The 21057-nt window shown below is 65.3% G+C and carries 20 protein-coding genes; 5 read left to right on the top strand and 15 right to left on the bottom strand.

Annotation, left to right across the window (positions count from 1 at the left end):
- Window positions 1-429, bottom strand: a 429-nt coding sequence (locus tag VGH54_RS17925) for a DUF2786 domain-containing protein (protein ID WP_331513422.1), incomplete at its 3' end; no start/stop codon positions are given.
- Between the two features lie 43 nt (window positions 430-472).
- Window positions 473-1312: a lysophospholipase gene (locus VGH54_RS17930; RefSeq protein ID WP_331513423.1), complete on the bottom strand. Its 840-nt coding sequence runs from the start codon at window positions 1310-1312 to the stop codon at window positions 473-475.
- On the opposite strand from VGH54_RS17930, the gene VGH54_RS17935 reads away from it, so the two are divergent.
- Entirely contained in the window at window positions 1260-2339 is a 1080-nt protein-coding gene (locus VGH54_RS17935) for a sigma-70 family RNA polymerase sigma factor (protein WP_331513424.1), read from the top strand. The two genes, VGH54_RS17930 and VGH54_RS17935, sit on opposite strands and share 53 nt — an antisense overlap.
- A 17-nt stretch (window positions 2340-2356) precedes the next feature.
- On the opposite strand, the gene VGH54_RS17940 is transcribed toward VGH54_RS17935, so the two are convergent.
- Together VGH54_RS17940 and VGH54_RS17945 are read right to left on the bottom strand one after the other, a co-directional pair.
- On the bottom strand, window positions 2357-3262 hold the full coding sequence (locus VGH54_RS17940) for an endonuclease domain-containing protein (RefSeq protein WP_331513425.1): 906 nt from the start codon (window positions 3260-3262) through the stop codon (window positions 2357-2359).
- 100 nt (window positions 3263-3362) lie between these two features.
- The gene (locus tag VGH54_RS17945; protein WP_331513426.1) at window positions 3363-4496 is read right to left on the bottom strand and encodes a dihydrodipicolinate reductase; all 1134 of its coding nucleotides are present in this window, start codon (window positions 4494-4496) and stop codon (window positions 3363-3365) included.
- Between the two features lie 127 nt (window positions 4497-4623).
- On the opposite strand from VGH54_RS17945, the gene VGH54_RS17950 reads away from it, so the two are divergent.
- The 4 genes from VGH54_RS17950 to VGH54_RS17965 all read left to right on the top strand — a co-directional run bounded on the left by VGH54_RS17950 (window position 4624) and on the right by VGH54_RS17965 (window position 8816).
- Complete coding sequence (locus VGH54_RS17950) at window positions 4624-5448, top strand: MarR family transcriptional regulator (RefSeq protein ID WP_331513494.1); 825 nt, start codon at window positions 4624-4626, stop codon at window positions 5446-5448.
- 4 nt (window positions 5449-5452) lie between these two features.
- Window positions 5453-6175, top strand: a complete 723-nt coding sequence (locus tag VGH54_RS17955) for a pirin family protein (protein ID WP_331513427.1) — start codon at window positions 5453-5455, stop codon at window positions 6173-6175.
- 123 nt (window positions 6176-6298) lie between these two features.
- Complete coding sequence (locus VGH54_RS17960; RefSeq protein ID WP_331513495.1) at window positions 6299-7582, top strand: YhgE/Pip domain-containing protein; 1284 nt, start codon at window positions 6299-6301, stop codon at window positions 7580-7582.
- Between the two features lie 112 nt (window positions 7583-7694).
- Window positions 7695-8816: a phosphodiester glycosidase family protein gene (locus tag VGH54_RS17965; RefSeq protein WP_414688742.1), complete on the top strand. Its 1122-nt coding sequence runs from the start codon at window positions 7695-7697 to the stop codon at window positions 8814-8816.
- On the opposite strand, the gene VGH54_RS17970 is transcribed toward VGH54_RS17965, so the two are convergent.
- From VGH54_RS17970 to VGH54_RS18020, 11 genes are read right to left on the bottom strand one after another with little or no spacing between them, the layout of a single operon-like run.
- Entirely contained in the window at window positions 8813-9556 is a 744-nt protein-coding gene (locus VGH54_RS17970) for a mammalian cell entry protein (RefSeq protein ID WP_331513429.1), read from the bottom strand. The two genes, VGH54_RS17965 and VGH54_RS17970, sit on opposite strands and share 4 nt — an antisense overlap.
- Entirely contained in the window at window positions 9523-10128 is a 606-nt protein-coding gene (locus VGH54_RS17975; protein WP_331513430.1) for a mammalian cell entry protein, read from the bottom strand. Before VGH54_RS17975 ends, VGH54_RS17970 begins: the two co-directional genes overlap by 34 nt.
- On the bottom strand, window positions 10125-11144 hold the full coding sequence (locus VGH54_RS17980; RefSeq protein ID WP_331513431.1) for an RDD family protein: 1020 nt from the start codon (window positions 11142-11144) through the stop codon (window positions 10125-10127). Before VGH54_RS17980 ends, VGH54_RS17975 begins: the two co-directional genes overlap by 4 nt.
- The gene (locus VGH54_RS17985) at window positions 11141-11911 is read right to left on the bottom strand and encodes a hypothetical protein (RefSeq protein WP_331513432.1); all 771 of its coding nucleotides are present in this window, start codon (window positions 11909-11911) and stop codon (window positions 11141-11143) included. Before VGH54_RS17985 ends, VGH54_RS17980 begins: the two co-directional genes overlap by 4 nt.
- Entirely contained in the window at window positions 11881-13446 is a 1566-nt protein-coding gene (locus tag VGH54_RS17990; RefSeq protein ID WP_331513433.1) for an MlaD family protein, read from the bottom strand. The genes VGH54_RS17985 and VGH54_RS17990 overlap by 31 nt, the downstream gene beginning before the upstream one ends.
- Entirely contained in the window at window positions 13440-14597 is a 1158-nt protein-coding gene (locus VGH54_RS17995; RefSeq protein ID WP_331513434.1) for a virulence factor Mce family protein, read from the bottom strand. Before VGH54_RS17995 ends, VGH54_RS17990 begins: the two co-directional genes overlap by 7 nt.
- Window positions 14598-14608: 11 nt before the next feature.
- Window positions 14609-16258 carry a virulence factor Mce family protein gene (locus tag VGH54_RS18000; protein ID WP_331513435.1) on the bottom strand — a complete coding sequence of 550 codons (1650 nt, stop codon included), beginning with the start codon at window positions 16256-16258 and terminating at the stop codon, window positions 14609-14611.
- The gene (locus VGH54_RS18005) at window positions 16255-17838 is read right to left on the bottom strand and encodes an MCE family protein (protein WP_331513436.1); all 1584 of its coding nucleotides are present in this window, start codon (window positions 17836-17838) and stop codon (window positions 16255-16257) included. Before VGH54_RS18005 ends, VGH54_RS18000 begins: the two co-directional genes overlap by 4 nt.
- The gene (locus VGH54_RS18010; RefSeq protein ID WP_331513437.1) at window positions 17835-18875 is read right to left on the bottom strand and encodes a virulence factor Mce family protein; all 1041 of its coding nucleotides are present in this window, start codon (window positions 18873-18875) and stop codon (window positions 17835-17837) included. The genes VGH54_RS18005 and VGH54_RS18010 overlap by 4 nt, the downstream gene beginning before the upstream one ends.
- Window positions 18872-20182, bottom strand: a complete 1311-nt coding sequence (locus VGH54_RS18015; RefSeq protein WP_331513438.1) for an MCE family protein — start codon at window positions 20180-20182, stop codon at window positions 18872-18874. Before VGH54_RS18015 ends, VGH54_RS18010 begins: the two co-directional genes overlap by 4 nt.
- A 5-nt stretch (window positions 20183-20187) precedes the next feature.
- Entirely contained in the window at window positions 20188-21057 is an 870-nt protein-coding gene (locus tag VGH54_RS18020) for an ABC transporter permease (RefSeq protein WP_331513439.1), read from the bottom strand.

The following is a 21057-nucleotide window of genomic DNA, read 5'->3' on the forward strand; positions in this document are numbered from 1 at the left end:
CGTCGGGGTCGGCCGGTGTGCGCCCGAGGTGATGTAGGAGTCTGACGCGCGGACCATCTGGACGACCAGGCTGGCGTACAGCGCATGGGTGGCGTCGATGTCCTCGGCGAAGCCGTAGGCGTAGACGAACGTCGAGTTGGACGCGACGTCGCAGCGAATGTCGTTGGCGGCTGCGATCACCACGAACAGCTGCACGTAGGTCCGCAATCCTTTGGTGCCGGCGGCGCCGATGGTGATCGTGCGCTGCACCGGCGCCTGAGCGGGTGTGCGCTTGTCGGCATGCGAGCGCGCGACCGCCAGGTCGATGGACGTCGCGGTGGCCAACCGCTGCGCGGCGGCCATGAACGCCTCGGCCTCGTGGGCGTTGTCGGTGCCCTCGGCCTGACGCAACAGGGCTGCGATACGTGCCAGCATCTTGTCGTCGCTCATGCCACCAAAATAGGCGAACCGTAAAACTTCTCGGCGCCGCCACTCACAGCCGGGCGTTGATCCACGACACCACGTCGTCGAGGACCTGGTTCTGCTCCGGTTCGTTGAACACCTCGTGATAGAGCCCCGGATAGACCTTCAGCTCGACATCGGAACTACCCACCGCCGCGACCAATTGCCGGCTGCCCTCGACCGGGATCAGCCGGTCGTCGGATCCGTGCACGACCAGTAGCGGCGCGGTCAACGACGGCGCTCGCTGCGGCATCGTCTCGCCGACCAGCAGCAGCGCTCGGCCAATGCCCGCGGGAACCTTGCCGTGATACACCAACGGGTCGGTGTCGTAGGCGTTCACCACTGCCGGGTCGCGGGACACCGCGCTGGAGTCGAGTGCCTGCATCGGCAGACCCGGGGCGATCGCTCCGACGGTTTTGGCGATCCGGGCCAGCAACGGCGAGACGGCAGTCTGGGCTGCCACCGCCGGTCCGGACAGCACCATCAGGTCGTAGTCGTCGGGATGCTGCACGCCGTAGGCGAACACGATGCCGCCGCCCATGCTGTGGCCAAGGACGATGCGCGTCGCCTCGGGATGTTCTTTGGCGGCGATGCCGACCAGGGTGTCGAAGTCGTCGGTGTATTCGGAGATGTCCTTCAGCAGCACCCGCTTGCCGCCCGAGCGGCCATGTCCGCGATGGTCGAGCGCGTAGGTCAGCAATCCCTCGCGGCCCAACCGCGCGGAGACATGGTCGTAGCGACGGGCGTGTTCGCCCAGCCCGTGCGCGAGGATGACCAGGCCGCGCGGTGTGGCGTCGGGAGTCCAGACGTCGTAGACGATGCGCACACCATCGACACCGTCGAAGGATCGTTCGGTACGGGTGGTTGCCATCAGGGGCAGCGTAGACCCACTGTCACAGGCAGTACGTAAGCTCGGTCCGGTGAGCGTGCTGGCCCGCGAGTTCGGCGATGACGGCAGAACCGATTTCTCTGCCACCGCCGAGCCGTATCGACGTGAACTGCTCGCGCATTGCTATCGAATGACCGGCTCGCTGCACGATGCCGAGGACCTGGTACAGGAGACTTTGCTGCGAGCCTGGAAGGCCTACGACCGCTTCGAGGGAAGGTCGTCGGTGCGCACCTGGCTGCACCGAATAGCCACCAACACCTGCCTGACGGCGCTGGAGAGTCGCCAGCGCCGGCCGCTGCCGACCGGGTTGGGCGCACCCAGTTCGGACCCGACCGCCGAGCTTGTCGAAGGCACCGAGGTGCCGTGGCTCGAGCCGTTGCCCGACGCCGCGGGCGATCCGGCGACGATCGTCGGCTCCCGCGAGTCGGTTAGGTTGGCATTCGTGGCGGCCTTGCAGCATCTATCGCCCCGGCAGCGGGCGGTGCTGCTGCTGCGCGACGTGCTGCAGTGGAAGGCCGCCGAGGTAGCCGACGCGATCGGCGCCAGTACAGCCGCCGTCAACAGCCTGCTGCAGCGTGCGCGGTCGCAACTCGAAGCCGCTGGGCCCAGTGCCGACGACCGGTTGGCGGCGCCCGACTCGGAGGATGCGCAAGACCGGTTGAGGCGTTATATCGCCGCGTTCGAGGCGTACGACATCGACCGGCTGGTCGAGCTGTTCACCGCCGAGGCGATCTGGGAGATGCCACCTTTCGTCGGCTGGTACCGGGGACCGCGGGCCATCATTACGTTGATCCACCAGCAGTGCCCCGCCGACGAACCCGGCGACATGCGGATGCTCCCGCTGACTGCCAACGGCCAGCCGGCCGCGGCGATGTATATGCGCGACGGCGACGGCCACGTGCCGTTTCAGCTACACGTCCTGGACGTGCGCGCCGACGGGGTGTCTCGGGTTGTGGCCTTTCTCGACACCGCGCTGTTCGCGAAATTCGGCCTGCCGCAACGGCTCTAAATGTGTCGAGTGGCCACTTATGTCACGTAATTCCGTAGAATTCGTGCAATAACTGGCCACTCAGCACCCGCTTCACGAAGTGCAGTACCTACGCGGACGACGACGACATCGGGTCGATAGCGGAGTAGATCACTGCTGACCCTGACGATCCGCCAGCCCAACGCAGCAAGTTCGGCATGGCGATCGATATCGGCAGTGCGCTGCGCCGGATCCGTCCAATGCTGTGCACCGTCGAATTCGATCGCAACTTTCAATTCGCGATACCCCATGTCCAGACGTGCGAACGGACAATTACAGCGGTCCAAGACGCGGATTTGTGTTTCGGGCTTCGGTAAACCCGAGCGCACCAGCAACAGTCGCGTCCTGGTTTCTTGTGGTGATTCCGCACCCGCGTCCATGAGCAGGAGGACCTGGCGTAACTGCACCAGACCACGTACACCGGGGTGGCTCTGAATCATCGCGCCGACGTCGGCGACATCCAGCCCTGTTGCGTTAGCGAGCGCGTCGACGCGAATCAGCGCGCTAGTCAGCCCTTTTCGTCGTCCGAGATCAAAAGCGGTCCGAGCAGGCGTTGTTACGGCTATCCCACGCAGGGCGCAGACTTCATCGTCGCGCAAGTTGTCGCGATGGATGACAATGCCGTCCACGGGCGGCTTACCGTTTTGCCGGTAGAGCTCAGCAGGAAGTTCCGGGTCGATCCATCGTGCGCCATGCAGCGCGGCCGCTGATAGACCCGCAAGGGCCGCCTGGCGTCCAGACCACAGCCACGCGGCGATACCGCGACTGATGGCAGTCAACTCGTGGCCCGTCGGCACATACACATTGCGGTAGACCGGCCAATATCGGCTACGCAACGTTCGGCGGGTGACGCATCCGCGGGCTAGGGCTTCGGTCCCAAGGAACGGCCAGATCTGCTCTCGCATGCGCTCACGTTGGCACCAAGGTCAGACAAGCTTGTCCGGCGGCCAGTTATGTCACGCCTCGCCGCGTTTGGCGTACTTTGAGTGGCCGTTGGGCATGAAACTAGAACAGCCGGCTGTCCGGTGACGGACCGGCCACCGATCGGACCAGCCCGGCGCCGGTGACCAGTGGCAGATCCAGCGCCGACAGCAGCCCCGGCTGCGCCTGGCAGACCGCCGGGATGGCGTTGACCATCCGGGATGCGCCGGCCATCCGGGCACCCAGGTCGTGATCGTGGTCGTCGGCCATCTCGAACTCGCAGCGCATGGCCGGCGAGCCCTCGATCTCGACGCGGTAGAGACCACGTCCGGATGCCGGCCCGTAGCCGAGATCGCGCGGCGGTATCGAGATGTGCGGCTGCGGCCAATCGGGTGCAAGGTCGTCGCGCATCCGGGTGACGTGGTCGATGACGAAAGTTGGCTTGCCGTCCACGTATCCGGTCAGCGTGGACCGCATCGCAGCGACCGTTCCGGCGGCGATGTGCCCGGTGGGCGTGTCGAATGACTCCTCGGTGACCACCCGTTCGACGTTCTCATCCAGGTTGTCGATCTTGACGCCCAGCCCCGCGGCGAGCTGATGCGCCACCGGCCCCCAGCCGAAGGTGAACATCCCCGGCGCCGCGGCGAAAGCGGTGAACTCCGGTGGCTTGCCGAATCCCAATATCTCGTAGACGGCGTCTTTGTCCGGGTAGGTCGCATAGTTGAACATCTCGGTCACCCGCACCGAGTCGATGACCCGCGATACTCCGGTAAGCACCAGCGGCAGAACATCGTTGGCGAAGCCTGAGTCGATCCCGGTGGTGAAGAACGACGCGCCGCCGGCGGCCGCGGCCTCACGCAGCGGCGCGGTGAACGCCGCGTCGACGCCGTCGGGATACACCAGCGGCACCACCGAGCACGAGACCACGTTTTTGCCGGCGCGCAGGATCGACACCATGTCGTCGATCGCCTCAGCGGGCCGGAGGTTGGCCGCAGCCGCGTAAACCACCACGTCGGCGTCACCGGACAGCAACGCCGCGGGATCCTGGGTTGCCGTCACACCCACCGGGTCCACCCCGCACAACTCGCCGGCATCACGACCCGCCTTGGCATCGCTGTGCACGACGAGTTCGACGAGTTGCAGTTGGGGATGGTCGATCACTCCTCGCAGGGCGATCAGCCCCATCGAACCCGGACCCCAGACGGCGACCTTGTACATCATTTCTCCTAATATTTGGAATCAATAAAGTAGATTTAGGACGGATGGTAGGAAGGTCGCCATGGATTCGTCAACAGCGCCGCCGAGCGCGACCGGACCGGCGAAGTCACCGCCCACCAGTCGCGTGATGGATGTGCTTGCGTCGCTGTCGGATTCACCGGATGGTCGGACATCGGCCGAGTTGGCCAAAAGCTGCGGGATCAGCACGTCGACCTGTGCGCTGGTGCTGGCCGAACTCGAGCGACGCAACTGGGTGACCCGCCGGGAGGATCGCCGCTACACGCTGGGCAGCGGATTGTTCGGGCTGGTGCACGGCCTGAGAACGCAGTTCCCGCTGCTGGACCGCGGCCGCGAGGCGCTCAGCTTCCTGCACACCACGCTGGGCGCGGGCTGTTCGATGTCCAAGATCGGCCAGGCGCATCTCATCACGATCGACGCCGTCGGCCACAGCACCGACGGCGAGCAAGCGGTCGGCCAGCGCTTTCCGATCGGGCCGCCGTTCGGCCTGGTCGCGATGGCCTGGCGGGACGAGGATGCGATCGACGGGTGGCTGCGGCGGGTGACGCCACGGTTGACCGACTCTGATATCGCCGGTCATCGGCTGGTGCTGGCCGAGATCCGCGACCGCGGCTACGGAGCATGGCGATTCGACGCCGCTCACAGCTCACTGCACGACCGGCTCGCCGCGGTTCTCGCGTCGTTGGAGCCCACCGCACAGGTGACGCGAGAGCTCAGCGCGCTGATGACGATCGTCACGCTGCAATCGGTGACCAGTGTGCTTGAAAGTGAGTTGGCGTCAACCGAATTCGTGGTTCTGCCGATCTTCGGGCGGGATGGCCAGCCGGTGTATCAGATCGAGATCCACCTGGGCCGCCAGGACGAGCTGGCGCTTGCCGATCTCGACGCCGCCCTGCTGCACGCCCAGGCGTTGCTCAGCCCAGGAGTAGCGTGACTACGTGCCCGCCACTGTTGACATACGGCGTGCCGCCGACCGGGCGGTCACCACGACGTCGTGGCTGCAGTCGCGGCATTCGTTTGCCTTCGGCGATCACTACGACCCGGCCAACACCCACCACGGTGTGCTGCTCGTCAGTAACGACGACATCGTGCAGCCCGCCGCGGGCTTCGGCACCCACCCGCACCGCGACATGGAAATCGTGACCTGGGTGCTGGAAGGCTCGTTGGCACATCGCGATTCCACCGGCAACAGCGGCGTCATCTATCCCGGGCTCGCGCAACGAATGTCGGCCGGCGCCGGCATCACGCACTCGGAAGAGAATGCATCCGACACCAATCCGGTGCGCTTCGTACAGATGTGGGTGCGGCCCGACGAGTCCGGAATCGAACCCAGCTACCAGCAGCAGGCGATCGAAGACGATCAGCTCGATGGCCGCCTGGTGACAATCGCCTCGGGGATACCGGGCCACGATGCCGCGATCACCATCCACAACCGATCGGCCGCGTTCCATGCGGCTCGGTTGCCCGCCGGAGCCGAACTCACCCTGCCCGCGGCGCCGTATCTGCACCTCTATGTGGCCCGGGGGCGGGTGAACTATGACGAGGTCGGCCTTGTCGACGGTGACGCGGCCCGAATCACCGCGGCGACCGGGGCAACAGTCGCGGCCCACCAGGACGCTGAATTGCTCGTCTGGGAGATGCACGCAACGCTCGGCGACTAGGGTTGGCGCGGACGGATAGGAGCCGGAATGTCTGAATCGCAAGCCCGCCACACGGCATCCGACGTCGCTAACGGCGACGACGACTCCGCAGCCGCCCACCGCTATGGCTTCGCCAAACCGAAAATGACTCGAACAGTGCGCTTTTGGGGACTACCGATACTCGTCTCGCTCGCGGTACTGTCGGCGCTGGCCGCCTTCTATCTCGGTGGGGTTCTGCAGCCGATGACAAACTTGCGGCATTTCCCGGTCGGCATCCTCAACGAGGACGCCGGGCCCACCGGCGCACAGGTCGTCAAGGGGATGCAGGCGGGCTTCGACAACGATGCCTACGACGTCCGGGTGCTCAACCACGATCAAGCCAAGACCCAGATGGATAACGCCGAGATTTACGGCATCGCGGTGATACCACCGAACTTTTCGTCAAAGTTGCAGGCCTACGCGAAGAGCGCGCTGACGCCGGGACGCGTCGAACGGGCGGTCATCATCGTCTCCACGAACCCGCGGGCGGGCACACTGGGTGCCACTATCGCCGGCCAAACCCTTCAACGTGCGGTCACGCTGATGGATCAGCGTGTGGGCCAACGGCTTTCACAAGAGGTGGCCGAGCACACCGGCAAGAAGCCCGAGCCCGGCGCGGTCGCATTGATGCTCGCGAACCCGATCGAGGTCAAGTCGACGGTGCACAACCTGCTTCCAGACGGCACCGGTAATGGCTTGTCCGCCTTTTATTACTCGATACTGCTACTGCTCGCCGGCTTCATCGGCAGCGTCGTGGTGAGCAGGCTGGTGGACTCGATGCTCGGCTTTGTACCGGCCGAAGTCGGCCCGATCTATCGGTTCGCCGAGCAGGTCAAGATCTCGCGGTTTCGCACGCTGCTGATCAAGTGGGCGATGATCGCGGCATTGGCCTTGCTGACGTCGGCCGCCTATCTGCTGATCGCCGACAACATGGGCATGCCGGTTCAGAACGGCCTGGCACTATGGCTTTTCGGCGCGTTCGCAATTTTGTCGGTGGGGGTGACCTCCACATCGCTGATCGCCGCACTAGGCGCAGTCGGCGCGCTGGTCAGCCTGTTCGTGTTCATCATTCTCGGGTTACCCTCGGCGGGCGCGGCGGTGCCGCTGCAGGCCACCCCGGCGCTCTTCGAGGGGTTGGCGAAGTTCGAGCCGATGCACCAAGTGTACTTGGGCGCAAGGGCTTTGCTGTACCTGGGCGGGCGCGCCGACGCAGGTCTGTCGCAGTCGGTGGAATTGACCGCGGGCGGCCTGCTGATCGGTGTGCTGCTCGGCGTCATCGCCACCCGCATCTACGACCGGCGCGGCTACGATCGTGTCTCGACGACGCCGGTGGCCGATGAGGGCATCGCCGGCCCACCGGCGGCCGAGGTCGGCTACCCCGATCAGTAGGTCCGCCGAACGGTCGCAAACGCGCAGCGGCCGAACGTCATTGGACTGCGGCTGAACCGTCACGCCGCTGTTATGCAAGTTGCTGTGTAATACCTGTGGCTCATGCTCTGCTATTTGTAATGACGTTCGCGCCGAAAGGGCAACCGTGCCATATCTCGCCACCGCCTTCCGGCGCATCGCAGCCTGTGGCGCCGGTACCGCGCTGTGCCTGACGCTGGCGACCAGCACCGGGCAGCCGGTTGCGCGCGCCGAGGCGCGCGAGCTGCTGGCCAGTGCGATCGCCAACACTCAGGGGGCTTACCTGGTGTACAACTTCGGCGGCGGTCATCCGGCACCGATGCTCAATGCCGCCGGAAACTGGTACGACGGCGGCAGCGGCGGCCACCTGATGATCATCAAAGCCGCCTCGCAGCGCCTCGAGCCGCATCTGCTGGTGGACAGCCATCGCGGCTACCAGTCGCGCTGCGAACGTAACCCGCATGCGCGCACCGGCGATGGGCTGATGCAGGCGTCCGAGACGTACACCGCGGTGCAGGCCTGGCAGGCACTGGGCCAGCCGACGATTGCGGTCAACGCCAACTTCTTCGACATCCGCGGCCAAAAGGGCGGCTCGTGGCGCTCGACGGGCTGCAGCTCACCGCTGGGCGCGTACGTCGACAACACGCACGGCCAGGGCCGCGCCAACCAGGCGGTGACCGGCACCATCCCCTACGCCGGCAAGCAAGGCCTGTCCGGCGGAAACGAGAACTGGAGCGCCTTGGCCACGATGGTCCTGCCGACGCGAGGCGCCCCAACGGTGTTGTGGCCCAGGGGCGGTCGGGATGGGCACGACTACGACGCCGCCACGTCGGCCGTTACCGGCCTGGTCGATCGCGGCGAGCAGTTCGTCGCGGTCAGTGGGCTCGGGCTGCTAGCCCCTGGAAATACCGGGCAGCTCAACGACGGCGGGCCGAGCGCAGCCCGCACGGCGCTGGCCTACTCCAAGCCTCGCGACGAGATGTACATATTCCAAGGCGGGAGCTATACCCCCGACAATGTGCAAGATCTGTTCCGCGGACTTGGCAGCGATACCGCGGTGCTGCTCGACGGCGGCGGGTCATCAGCGATCGTGCTCCGTCGCGATACCGGCGGCATGTGGGCCGGAGCCGGTGTCCCGAAGGGCAACTGCGACACCCGCGAGGTGCTGTGCGACTCGCACGAGCGCTCACTGCCGGGCTGGCTCGCGTTCAACTAGAGCTTCGGCGTCAGGTCCAGGGAAGTGATCGTCGTCATCTTGGTGACCAGCCAGCGTGCGTGATCCCGTTGCAGCACTAGCCGATAGGACAGGTACTTCAATGAGGGAACGTCTTTGGTCGACGGACTGGTCGACTCCGTGTTGGTGTAAACGATCGCGGTGGCCTCCGACGCACTCAGTGACTCCACGGCCGCGCCGACGACCTGCGTGGTGTTGGTGATCTGAGCCTGCTTGTTGGGTGCGACGAGTGCGTCGAGGTATTTGCGGTAGGCGGCTTCGAAGTCACCGCTGAGATACTGCGATGCCCGATCGGCCAGCTTGTCGATGTTCTGCGGCGTGTAGGTCCACAACGTCGTGATCGCGTTCGCGGCGGTGCGTGCGACTCGTAGCTTGGTCGCCACCGTCGCGCGATCGGTCAGGTATGGCTGCATGGTCGCACCGGCGAATGCCGCCGAACCCACGAACAGCGCAGCGGCCACACCCGCCGCGATCACCGACCACTTGCTGACCGGTCGCCGTTCCTTCACGCCGATGACGGGCTCGTCGGCCGCCTCAGCGTCGGTCGCCTCGTCATCTTCGGTTGCGGCGTCGCCGTTCTCGTCGTCGACGTCCGTCGCGTCTGGATCGACGTGCCCGGCTTCGACGTCCGCGACGTCGGTGTCGACGGCCGAAGAGTCTCCCGACGTGCGATCGGGAGACTCTTCGGTCAGATCACCTGTTGCAGGCTGCTGATCTTCCACTTGCTGCCTTCCCGCTGAGCAGTAACCACCCAACGATTTGTACTATCGATTCTCTGCTTGCCGTCGGGGGATTTCATCGAAACATCGGTCGCCACCATGACACTGGCGCTCCCGTCGTCGTTCCACCGTTCCACCCCGGCGGCCAGAGCGGTGCCCTTGGTTGGCTCGGCCTGAGCGATCTGAACCAAAATCTCGTTGTGCTTGTCATGATATTGCTTCGCGAAATCGCCTGTCGCGTTGGCCAATACGCGATCATAGTAAGCGTTGGCGTGAAATGGATCCAGCGTGGTGAACCCGGTCATGAAGGCCTTGACGAAGCCGAGCACGTCGACTTCTTGCATGGTGTCCCGGTGATGCGACCGCTGGTCGACCAGGACGATCGACGACGTCGCGATGGCGGCCGCCGTGAGCACCGTCGCGCCGGCCACCGCCGAGGGCAGGGCCCACTTGCGCGACGGCTTCCACCACTGCGCCGGCATCGTCGGTCGCCACGGCAGCCTCGACCACAGGGTCGCTTTCGGCACCTTCAGAAGCGGCTCTTCGCCGGGCTGGATTCGCCTGCGGGGGCTCACTTTTGCCCCTTGGGTGGAGTGGGACCCTTGGGTGGTGCCGGCTCCTTGGCCGGCGCCGGTTTGGGTTTCGTCACGACGTCGAGGTTGTCGACAAGCCAGCGCCCGTCTTTCCCTTTCACGAGCGACACCCGAACGGTGGCGGTGATGAATCGTTCGTCGCCGCCGCCGCCCCGATGGCCCTGCATGAACAGCAGCATGGTCGCGCTGTCCCGTGCCGCGGACAGCACGGTGCTGTCGGTCACCCAGTATTCGTTGATCACCGGGTGACCCTTTTGCACCGCCTCCTGCTGCTTGACCAATTCTGGCCGATATTTATCGGTGGTCAGAGACCGGGCCCGATCGAAGTCCTGCTTGAGCGATTTCGGGTCGTACGTGAGCATCTCGGTGACGATCTTGGGCCCCTGCGCGTTGACCGCGGTGCGGGTCTGTTCGGCTGCCCGGTCGGGCAAGTAGATCGCGAAGACGCTCACCGCGGCGGCGCCGACACAGAGCAGCACGGCTACCCCGACTGCGATCGCGGCGTGCCGCCGGATGTCTGCCGGACGCCGATCGGTTGCCACACAATGCACTTCGGTCCGCAGCAGCAAATCAGCGAAGGTGCGCTTGCGTGAATCCCACAGCGGCCACAGCCATCCGACGCACACCGAGAGGGTGTCCAGCAGATGGGCGAGTTCGCGCAACATCAGCCGGCCGACTCCGACGGCGGCCCCGTCCGGCCGCACGACTTCGAGCCCGAGCAGGGCCCGCCCCAGGCTCCAACCGACGGTCGCCGGCAGTATCGCGCGGTTGACCATCGTCACCAGGGCCGCGCCGACGAGGACCGATATCGACACCCACCACCACAAGCTCTGCGGCGGCGCCGCCAACCAGACCAGTGCCGCCGTCGCCACAACGGCAACACCGGGCAATACGTCGACAGCGAAAGCGGCGGCGCGAATGTGCCAGCCCGCCAACTCGTTCGGCGCTGATTCTTCAACTGCCGGTGCCGCGTCGGTTTCCTCGACCAGCACCGTCACCTCGCTACCTGGTCGAGCTTGGAGATTCGGTACTTGCCCTCGTCTTGCACCATCGTCACCCGCAAGCGGTAGCCCGCTTCCTGGTTCTGCGTCTCGGCGTTGGAGACCTTCGCGCGCAGGGGCACCAGAACCTCGATGGACCCGTCGGCGTTGTTGCGCTCTACCGCCGCACGCAGATCCGACACCTGTACGTGGGCGTTGGCGGCTTGATAAGCCTCGACGAGCAGCCCGCTGTACAAGATCGCCTGTGAGCGGAAGGCTCCGGTGCCGCACTCGATGATCTTCTGCGCGCTGGAGGCCATCGCCCCGATGTCGGGCGCCTGGGTGGCTGCCACGCAGTCCTTCGCAGCCTCCAGCGCGGCGGCATCGTGTTGCGCGGTGGTGCGGCTGTCGAGGTGCGAGCGCAGCGCCAGGTATCCGCCGGCCCCGATGCCGCCGGCGAGCACGACCAAGGCGGCCGCGATTCCGATGAACCAGGCGCGGCCCAGACGCGACGGGGCACCCGGGTCGCCCGTTGCCTCAGGGGTCGCCGATTCCGCTAGGTCCTCAGCATCCGACTCGGTGATCTCATCATCGGCTGCATCCTCGGATTCCAAGGAATCCTCAACAACGTCTTCAGAGGTGGGCTCGTCGGCTGCCGCATCCGCAGTGCTGGTCTGATCGGATCCGGGCTCGGATTCTGGCGAATCCTCGACCGTCACCGCGACAAGCGACGAATCATCCGTGTCGTTCGGGGTCAGCCGGCTGGCGCCAGCATCTCCTTCCATCCGTCATCTCCTGTAGTGCGTGAGTTGTTGACGGAGTATTTAGAACCGTCGGGGCCCGCTACCTCGCCACTCATCGGACTATAGACGGCCGCCGGAGGGCCTCCCGGAGTGTAGATGCAGGGGTTGGGTTGTTGACCGTTGCACTGGACCGTTCCGGAGCCCGGCCGCTGCAACGGATCGCTCTTCGGCGGCGGCGTCAAGCCGCCCGGTGGTAACCGGTCGGCCGGCAGCGGGTTCAGGCCGTTGTTGACCGACGGTGCAGGTATCACAAAGCCCGGTTTCACCGCCTGGTTGCAACGCGCCCCGGGGGCCGGGCAGTTCAGGATCTGATTGGGGTCACCGAACCACGGGTTGGTACCCAGTGGCACGTAAGGCTGGTTGCTGCGGCACTCCTGCGGAGTCGGCGCGCGTCTGCCCGGTACATCCATACACGGCATGTTGCGCGCACCGCGGACCACGTTGGCTTGGAAGTCCTGCGGAATCCGGCAGTAGTTGTTCTCCCGCAGCGGCGCGATGGAAGTGTCCGCCGCTGACCGCCATTCAGGCGCCGGGAGGAATCCGGTCAAGCACGGCGGCGGGTAGTTGATCGCCAGCGAGAGGTCCAGCGCGGCCATCCGGTCTTTCTCATACGGCGCCGAGATCGCCTGCACGATCGACCCAAGCTGCGGCAGGAACACCAGCAACTGCTCGACGCCGGGGTGGTAACGCTTGAGCATGTCGAACACGATCTCGGTGTTCGCCAGGGTCTGCGGTAGCGATTCGCGGACATTGCTGAATACCGAGTTGACCTGATCGGCCGTCGGAGCCGCTTGGGACAGAGCGCTTTTCAGGTGCGAGTCAGTCTGGGCGGCCTCGCTACCCAAGATGTTGAGGTTGTGCGCCCACTGCTCGATCGCGCTGCGCGACGTGGCCTGGCTGTCCAAGATCGGCGCCGAATTCTGGATGATGTCGTCGACCTGGTTGATGTTCGTTTTGAAGTCGCCGACGATCGCCTGGGTGGAGTCGACCAGTCGCTGCAACGCGGGACCCAGCCCACCGACCGCTTCCGCGGTCTCGTCGAGCAATTGGCCGATCTTGTCTTTCGGCAGCACCGTCAAACCTCGGTTGGCGGTGTCCAGGGCCGGGCCGATTTCACTGGGCACGGTGCCCTTGGTCATCGTCTGTCCGGGTTGGAAGAACCCGTGCGCCTTGCCTTGCGACACCAGGTCGAGGTACTGCTCACCGACCGCCGACACCGAGTGCACGTTGGCCGCCGCGTCGAGCGGGATCTTGTACTGGCTGTCGATGCTCATCGTCGCCTCGGCGCCCTTCTGAGTGGGCTCGACGGCGGTCACCTTGCCGATGGTGATCCCTCGGTAGGTCACGTTGGCTGTCGGGTACAAACCGCCGGAGGCCGGCAGCTCGGCCTTGAGGTCGTACTGGCCGATACCAACCAGCGACGGAATGCGCAGGTAGTACCAGCCCAGCACCAACAGGGCCACCACAGTGAGGATGCTGAAGATGACCAGCTGGCGCTTGATGAAACGTGTCAGCATTGCCGGTCCGCCCTCTCCACCAGTGGCCCACCGGGCGCGTCGTTCGGGTTCGGCGTGTAGCGCACGTCGGGAATCATCGTCGCCGGGTCGCGGCCGTAGGCCTGCTCCAGTGCGCGCAGGTTGCCGGAGAACCCGGTTCCGGTGAGGAATGCGTTGTCGACCGCCGACAGCGTCGTGTCGACCTCGAGCGACGAGTTCATGAAGTCACCGCGGATCAGCTTCGGAGCGGTGTCGAGGTCGAACGGCGCGGTGAAGACCAGCTTCAGCGCACCCAGCAGGTACGGCGAGGCGCGGCCCAGTTCCTTCAACGGGCACTGCAGCAGCTGCAGGTCCTGATGCAGCGGCCCCCGCGCCTCACCCAGATACTGGGCGGCGGCCTGGCTGAGCTGGCCCACATTCTCGATCGCGTCGATCAAGTGCCTTTGGTAGTCCTTGTCAGCGAAATACTCGATCAGCGGTGGGAATTCGGTCAGTGCCCGATCCAGGGTCGCCGACCGGGCACCCACGTAGGCCAACAGCCGGTTGGTCGAGTCGATGGCGTGCGTGATGTCATCACGCTGCTCGTTGAGCTGGCGGGTGAACGTGTCCAGTTTGCCGAGGAACGCCCGGATCTGCGGGCCCCGGCCGGTCAGGATGTTGTTGACCTCGTTCTGCAGAACCTCGAGGTTCGGCAGTCCACCGCCACGCACCACCATCGCCAGGCTGGCCAGCGTCTGTTCGGTGCTGGGGTAGGCCGACGAGTTCTTCAGCGGGATCGTGTCGCCGTTGCGCAGCAGCTGCGACGACGGGTCGGCCGGCGCGGCCAACTCGATGTGCTGAGAACCCAGCAGGCTGGTCTGACCAATCTTGGCGGTGGCGTTCTTCGGCAGCTTGACGTTTTTGTCCAAGCCCAGCGTCAGGGTGGCCACCCAGTTCTTCAGCGCGATATTGCGGATGGACCCGACGAAGACATCGGCAACCATGACCTTGCTGTTGCCGTTGATCGCCAGGGTGTCGGGCATCTGCACGTACACCGTGTAGGAGCCGCCTCCGCTGCCCGGCCCGCCGGGCAGTTCGACGTTCGAGATGCCGTGCCAGCCGCAGGAGCTGAGCACCATGGCGGCCACCGCAAACACCAGGCCCTGCCAGGTCCGGTGGCGGACTTGGCTCATCGTCACGCGCCTCATTGGCCGCCTCCTGGTCCGGATGCCGCCTCAGCGGGCAGCGCGGGTCCGGGCGGCGCCTGTCCTGCCAGTGGCGACGGTCCGGGCGCCGGCGTCGGTGCGACGGGACCGGGGATCACCTCGGGTCCCGGCGGCGGCGGCGCTATCGGGGCGGGGTTCCCTGGCACGCCGATGAAGGGCGCCGGTCCGGGCTCTTCGTTGTAGGCGTTCGGGTAACCCGGCGGGGTCTGGTAGGTGGATTGCACCGGCGCGATGTCTGGACCGCCCATCAGCTCGCCGAGTGATTCGGGGGTCAACAGGCCGGCGGTAACCGGTCCCACCTTGACGCCCTGCATACCGGGCGCGGTGATCCAGCCGTGCTGGGTATTGCGATGCGACGTGGGTGTGTCAGGCACCCAGATACCCGGCACGGTGGTGTCCTTATAGCCGTTCGGCGGGTGCAGCCGGTTCTCGGAGTAAGCCACTTCCTTGGGCAGCGTCGCCGCGAGGCTGAACAGGTTGAGCCCGAACGGCGGGTAGTTGAACTTGATCGCGTCGAGGATCGGTGCGAGGTACTGCGCGCAGAGTTCGGCGGATTCCTGATATCCCAGCCGGCTTCCGGCCTGGATGGCGCTGCAGACGAATTCCATCGGGTTCGCGAAGCCCTGCGTCCCGAGCACACCCGCCGGCTGACCCACGATGGCACTGTGCGCCGGGTGATAAATGAGGTTCGCGTTCGACAGTGCCGTCGGCAGGATGTGCAGGCCGGTTTCCAGACCATTCAGCGGGTCCGGCTGGACCAGGGTGTTGGTCGTGTCGGCGAGGTTGTTGATGTCGTGTGTGAGCACGTCGGCGTTCTTGTCGAGGAACGGTCGCACCGTCGTCAGGAGGCCGTCGAACTGCGTGACGGCGTTGGCGAGGTCCTGATCGGAGCCGGTCAGGCTGTTGGTGAACTGGGCGAGGTTCTTGTTGAGCGCCACGAACTTCTGGTCGTCGGCGTGCAACGCGTTGACGAACAACGCCAGGCTGCGCACCACCGCGAAGAAGTCACCCCGGCCCTGGTTGAGCGCGGTCAGCGCCCGCGACAGGTCGTTGAAGGTGGTGTTAATCTGCTTGCCCTTGCCGGCCAGACCGTTGGCGTAGGCCTCGATCACGTCACCGAACGGCCCCTTGGGCTGCTGCTTGGTGGGACCCAGTTTGGAGATGACGTTGGTGATGGTGTTGCGCAGCTCGTCCCACTCGGTGGGCACCTGGGTGCGCTCCTCGGGGATCACCGCGTTGTCGGCCAGCACCGGGCCACCCCTGTACGGCGGCTCGAGCTGGAGCAGCCGCGACGCCACCAGCGTCGGGTTGAGGATCACCGCCCGCGCATCAGCGGGCACCTTGTACTTGTTGGAGTAGTGGAAGGTGACCTTCATCTTGTCGCCGGCCGGCTCGATCTTGTCGATCGCGCCCACCTTCACGCCCATGATCTCGACCCTGTCGCCGTGGTAGAGGGCGTTGGCGACCGGGAAGTAGGCGACGACAGTGTTGTTGGTCAGCTTCTGATACAGCTGGATGCCGAGGAAGCCCAGCACGAGCGCCGCCACGATCGCGAGCGAGCCGACGATGATCGAGGCTCGTGACAGCTTCGGCAGCCGGAGGTTGCGGAAGTCAAAGACGGTGCTCAATTCTGGCTACCTCCTTGCGCGCCGCTACCGCCCGCTCCACCGGTGTTGCCGATGTACGGCGCCGGCAGGTTGTTGCCAGGCCCCGGTGGCGCCGGTGGTCCGGGTGCCACCGGTCCGGGTGGTGGTGCTGCCGCGGGATTCGCCGGAGCGGGGCCCGGCAGCGGTCCCAGCGGCTCGGTCCGCCCCCCGGGCGGACCAGGCGCGATCGGCACGGGTGTGCCTGGTAGGTCGGGCTGCACCTGCCCCGGCCGGCCGGCGATCGGAATCCCGGGAGTCGGGGGGAGCCCGTTGGGGTTCGGCGACGACGACGCGATGTCGGGCGATGCCGGGTAGGGACCGTTGGGCCCGAACGGACCCTGGTCCTGGTTGACGCCGGCACACGGCATCGGGTTGCCCGGCCGCGGCAGCAGCTCCGGCGGCGGCGTGTAAGAGCAGGGCGACCCTGGTGCCACCGCCGGATACGGGTGATCCGGGGTGCCTTCGAGAATCTGCGGTGCGGGCGGCGGAGCACCGTTGGGGAACCGGGTGCCGTTGGGGTCGGGGAACTTGGCCGCCGGCAGTCCGGCGCTGCGCCAGAAGTCCTCGGGGTCGATCCCGCGCTTCTTGAAGGCGGCGTCGACCCAGGGCTGCAGGATCCAGGGCGGCAGCAGGTTGGTCAGCTGGACTTTGAAGTACGGCCCGGAGGCCACGGTTTCATTAAGGCCCGCAACGGTTTTGCCGAAGGTCTTGAGCGTCAGCGCCAGATCGTCCTTGCGCTTCTCCAACAGATCGCTCACGGTGCGCAGCTGCTCCAAGACGTGGTTCAGGTTCGGGTTGTCGTTGATCAGGTTTTGCACCTGAACCGAGAACGCGGAAACATTATTCAGCAGCGCGCTGACCGCCCGGCTGCGCTCGTTGAACGCGGCGAGCAGGTTGTTGGAGTTGACGAACAGCCGGTCGACCTGCTGGCTTCGGTCGCCCAGGATGCTGGCGATCTGGTTGGCCTGCGCGAGCAGATGGGTGATCTGTTCGTCGCGCTTGCCGATGGTGTCGGAGAATTTCGCCACCCCGTCCAGTGCCGCGCTCAGGTGTGGGTATGTCTGATCGATGGTCTCCGACAGCACATTCAGCGACTGCTTGACGGTGTCGATGTTCCAGCCGGCAGCGGCCTTGGTGACGTCGAAGAAGGCGTCGTAGATCTGGTACGGCGTGGTGCTCTGGCCGAGCGGCAGCGTCCCACCGGCCCGCAGCGTTTGGGTCCCCCGCGGCTCGATCTCGAGCACCTTCTTACCGAGGATGGTGTCGGTCTTGATCGCCAGCCGGCTCTCGGTGCCGATGGTCTCGCTTCCGGTCGAGAACTTCATCACGACGTGGTCGCCGTCGATCTTGATGGCCTCGACTTCGCCGACGTCAACGCCGGCGATCCGGACCTTGTCACCTTTGTTCAGCTGGCCTGAGTCGGTGAACTGCCCGAAGTAGTTGGGCTGGGCGAACAGCATCGGGATACTGGTCAGGGTCTGGCCCACGGCCACGATCATGACCGTCACGATCAGGCCCATCAGGCCGATCCGCTTCCGGTTGGCGGGTTCCAGCGTTCTCATTGCGGCGTGCACCTACCTGACGGCTGCGACCAGACGCGGACGGTGCGGACCGGCCCTCCGGCCTGCAGCCCGTTGGTTTTCAAGGTGAGGTCGCACAGGTAGAAGTTGACCCAGTCACCGTAGTTACCCACGGCGTTGCCCACGATGTTCATCCCGATCGGTGTCCGGTGGATCTGGTCGTCGTAGAGGTCTTTCTGGTCGATGATGGGCTGTTGAATCGGCTCGAGGTAGTTCAGCGTCTTGTGCAGCAGCTGCCGATTGTCGGCGAGTAGGTCGGCCACCGTACCGGCGCCGTTGCTGATGTTCGCGATGCCGGCCGCCAACGAGTCCGCGTGGTTGTTCAGGCCACTGACCAGCTGCTCGAACTTGTCCACGGTCTCGTCGAAGTCCTTGCGGTGCTTGACCGTTGTGTCCAGCACGATGTTGAGGTTCTTGACCACCTCGCCGATCGCCTCGTCACGCTCGGCAATGTGGGAGGTCAGTTGCGCGGTCTGGTCGAGGATGTCGTTGATCGTGCCGCCTTGCCCCTGGAAGACGGTGATGATGGCCGTCGCGATGTTGTTGACCTTCTCCGGGTCCAAAGCCCGGAACAGCGGTTTGAAACCACCGATCAGCGCGTCCAGATCCAGCGCGGGCTGCGTGTGCGACAACGGGATGAACCCGCCGGCCGGAAGCGCCCGGTCGGAACCTTCGCCCTCGCCACGCTTGAGCTCGAGGTAGCGGTCACCGATCAGGTTGAGGTAGCGGACCTGCGCGGTGGTGGACTGATACAGCGGCACCGAGTGGTCGACGTTGAACTCGACCCGCACCCGATGGCCGCCGTCAACCAGCTTGATGTCTTTGACCTTGCCGATCTCCACCCCGGATGCCCGGACGAACTGGCCGGAGCGCAGCCCGCTGACGTTGTTGAACTCAGCGGCATAACTGGTGGTCCGGTCGAAGCGCATCTGACCGAACACCACCACGATGAGCGCCGTGAAGAGCAACAACACCGCGGCGACGATGCCGAGTTTGACGAGGGTTCCGGTGATTTTCATGGATTGATCGTCTGATCCCCCATTTGGCGGCCCCAAACGTACTCAACGGCGTACGGCGAGCCGGTATCAACATGGTTGTACGGAGCAAGGCTGTTTCCGGTGTCCATGACCAGAGTGGGTGCCGGCCACAGATCACGGGTGATGGTCTGCCAGCAGCCCGGCGCACCGCCCGGCCCGCCGTGCGCGTTCACCCGCGGCAGGTTCTCCGGATAGACGTACGGGTTCGGCGCTCCACCAACCAGTCCGGCTAGCCCGAGCAGCCCCTGCGTGGCGATGGTCATGCCGAGCCCGGGCAGTCCCAGAGCCAGCCCCAGTCCGGAGAATATTTCGGTCTCGGACCGCAGCGAATAGCCGTTGGCGCCACCGGCAAACGCGGCGACCTTCGGTTCGCCATCGTGCAGGTTGCGGATGGAGCAGAACAGCTCGGGACTGTAGGTGTCCAGCAGCTGCGCCGAGGGCACCAGGTCCTTGGCCCCGCGCGCGAAGTACGGCCCGCCTCGGTTGAAGATGTCGGCCCCGGTGGCGCCGAATCCGGCGGCGGCCAGCAACGCCCGGTCCAGGTCCTTCTCCTGCGCGTGAATCGTGTGCGCCGTTGTCGCGCCGTTGTTCAGGAAGTTCAACAGGTCAGGTGCAGCGTCGGCGTAGGTGTCGCCCAAGGCGGCCAACTGCTGAATGTCGTGACGGATGATCGGCATCCGCGGATTGACTTCGTCGAGCGCGGCACTGCCGTTGATGATCGACTGCCCGAACTTGTCGCCCAACCCGCTCAGTGCCTGCGCCGCTGCGCTCAGAGTCAGGTTGACCTTGACCGGGTCCACCTTCTCGGCAATCTCGGTGATCGTCTGGAACAGCGTGTTGATCTCCGTCGTCACCGACCGGGCATCGATCACGTTTGACGGCGTAATCTGTTGTGGCAGTGGCTTTTCCGGTGCCGTCATCGACACGTACTTCTCGCCGAACACCGTGGTGGCCACGATCTTCGCGTCGACGTTGGCCGGGATCAGGTGCAAATACTTGGGATAGACATCCAAGGTGAACTTGACCGCAGGCTTGCCGTCCCGTTCGACCTCGTCGATCTTGTCCACCCGGCCGATCTGCACCCCGTTGTAGGTGACCTTCGAGCCCGGGTCCATCACCAGACCTGCCCGGTCGGAGAGCATGGTCAGCTTGGTTTTGTCGGTGAAGTCGCCGTTGTACTGCAGGAACACCAACCACAGCACGAGCGCGGCGATCACAAAAACGATGACACCGGCCACCCGGAACGGCTGGAACGGCGCTTTGTTGATCTTCCCTCGTGGACTCGTCATGGCGCCTACACCGTGAAGTTGAAGTTCGGATTGACGCCGTAGAGCGCCATTTCGGCCAACAGGATGACGATGGGATTTGCGACCAACGAGAAGCGCATCGAACGGCCGACCGCCTCGCCCACACCGACGGGACCGCCGCTGGCGTTGTAGCCGTAATAGCAGTGGGACAACATCACCACCGCGGCGATGATGATCACCTCCACGAAGGACCAGAACACGTCGTCGGGGCGCAAGAACGTTCGGAAGTAGTGCTCGTAGGTACCGGACGTCTGTCCGTATAAGAAGGTCGTGACGATCTGCGGCGAAAGGAACGACAGGATCAGACCGACCGAGTACAGCGGGATGATCACGACGAGTCCGGCCAGCATGCGGGTCGACACCAGGTATGCCGTCGACTTGACGCCCATCACCTCGAGCGCGTCGATCTCCTCGCTGATCCGCATGGCGCCGAGCTCGGCGGTGGCGCCGGCGCCGACGGTGGCCGCCAGGGCGATGCCGGTGACGATGGGCGCGACGAGCCGGACGTTGATAAAGGCGGCGACGAACCCGAGCAGGGTCTCAATACCGATGTGGCCCAGCGATGCCAGGCCCTGGATCGCGACCAGCGAACCGGCCGACATCGTCACGAAACCGATGATCACCGCGGTACCACCGATGACGGCCATGGCACCGGTGCCCATGCCGACCTCGGCGATCAGCCGCAGGATTTCCTTGCGGTAGCGGGTGAGCGCCCAGACCATGTCGCGGACACCGATGACCGCGAACCAACCGATCTTGCCGGCCTCGTCGAGCGGTTTGGTCGCGGACTCGCCGTACTTACGGAGCGTGGCGGACGCCCGCGGGAAGCGCCCGCGCAATACCTGAACGGTCGACAT

The sequence above is a fragment of the Mycobacterium sp. genome, from assembly GCF_036488105.1.
GTDB lineage: Bacteria > Actinomycetota > Actinomycetes > Mycobacteriales > Mycobacteriaceae > Mycobacterium.

What these genes read in the sequence shown, in the direction of transcription:
- VGH54_RS17935 (WP_331513424.1), top strand. Translation starts at nt 1,260, where the DNA reads ATGCGCACACCATCGACACCGTCGAAGGATCGTTCGGTACGGGTGGTT.
- VGH54_RS17930 (WP_331513423.1), bottom strand. Translation starts at nt 1,312, where the DNA reads ATGGCAACCACCCGTACCGAACGATCCTTCGACGGTGTCGATGGTGTG.
- VGH54_RS17940 (WP_331513425.1), bottom strand. Translation starts at nt 3,262, where the DNA reads ATGCGAGAGCAGATCTGGCCGTTCCTTGGGACCGAAGCCCTAGCCCGC.
- VGH54_RS17945 (WP_331513426.1), bottom strand. Translation starts at nt 4,496, where the DNA reads ATGTACAAGGTCGCCGTCTGGGGTCCGGGTTCGATGGGGCTGATCGCC.
- VGH54_RS17950 (WP_331513494.1), top strand. Translation starts at nt 4,624, where the DNA reads ATGGATGTGCTTGCGTCGCTGTCGGATTCACCGGATGGTCGGACATCG.
- VGH54_RS17960 (WP_331513495.1), top strand. Translation starts at nt 6,299, where the DNA reads ATGACTCGAACAGTGCGCTTTTGGGGACTACCGATACTCGTCTCGCTC.
- VGH54_RS17985 (WP_331513432.1), bottom strand. Translation starts at nt 11,911, where the DNA reads ATGGAAGGAGATGCTGGCGCCAGCCGGCTGACCCCGAACGACACGGAT.
- VGH54_RS17990 (WP_331513433.1), bottom strand. Translation starts at nt 13,446, where the DNA reads ATGCTGACACGTTTCATCAAGCGCCAGCTGGTCATCTTCAGCATCCTC.
- VGH54_RS17995 (WP_331513434.1), bottom strand. Translation starts at nt 14,597, where the DNA reads ATGAGCCAAGTCCGCCACCGGACCTGGCAGGGCCTGGTGTTTGCGGTG.
- VGH54_RS18005 (WP_331513436.1), bottom strand. Translation starts at nt 17,838, where the DNA reads ATGAGAACGCTGGAACCCGCCAACCGGAAGCGGATCGGCCTGATGGGC.
- VGH54_RS18010 (WP_331513437.1), bottom strand. Translation starts at nt 18,875, where the DNA reads ATGAAAATCACCGGAACCCTCGTCAAACTCGGCATCGTCGCCGCGGTG.
- VGH54_RS18015 (WP_331513438.1), bottom strand. Translation starts at nt 20,182, where the DNA reads ATGACGAGTCCACGAGGGAAGATCAACAAAGCGCCGTTCCAGCCGTTC.
- VGH54_RS18020 (WP_331513439.1), bottom strand. Translation starts at nt 21,057, where the DNA reads ATGTCGACCGTTCAGGTATTGCGCGGGCGCTTCCCGCGGGCGTCCGCC.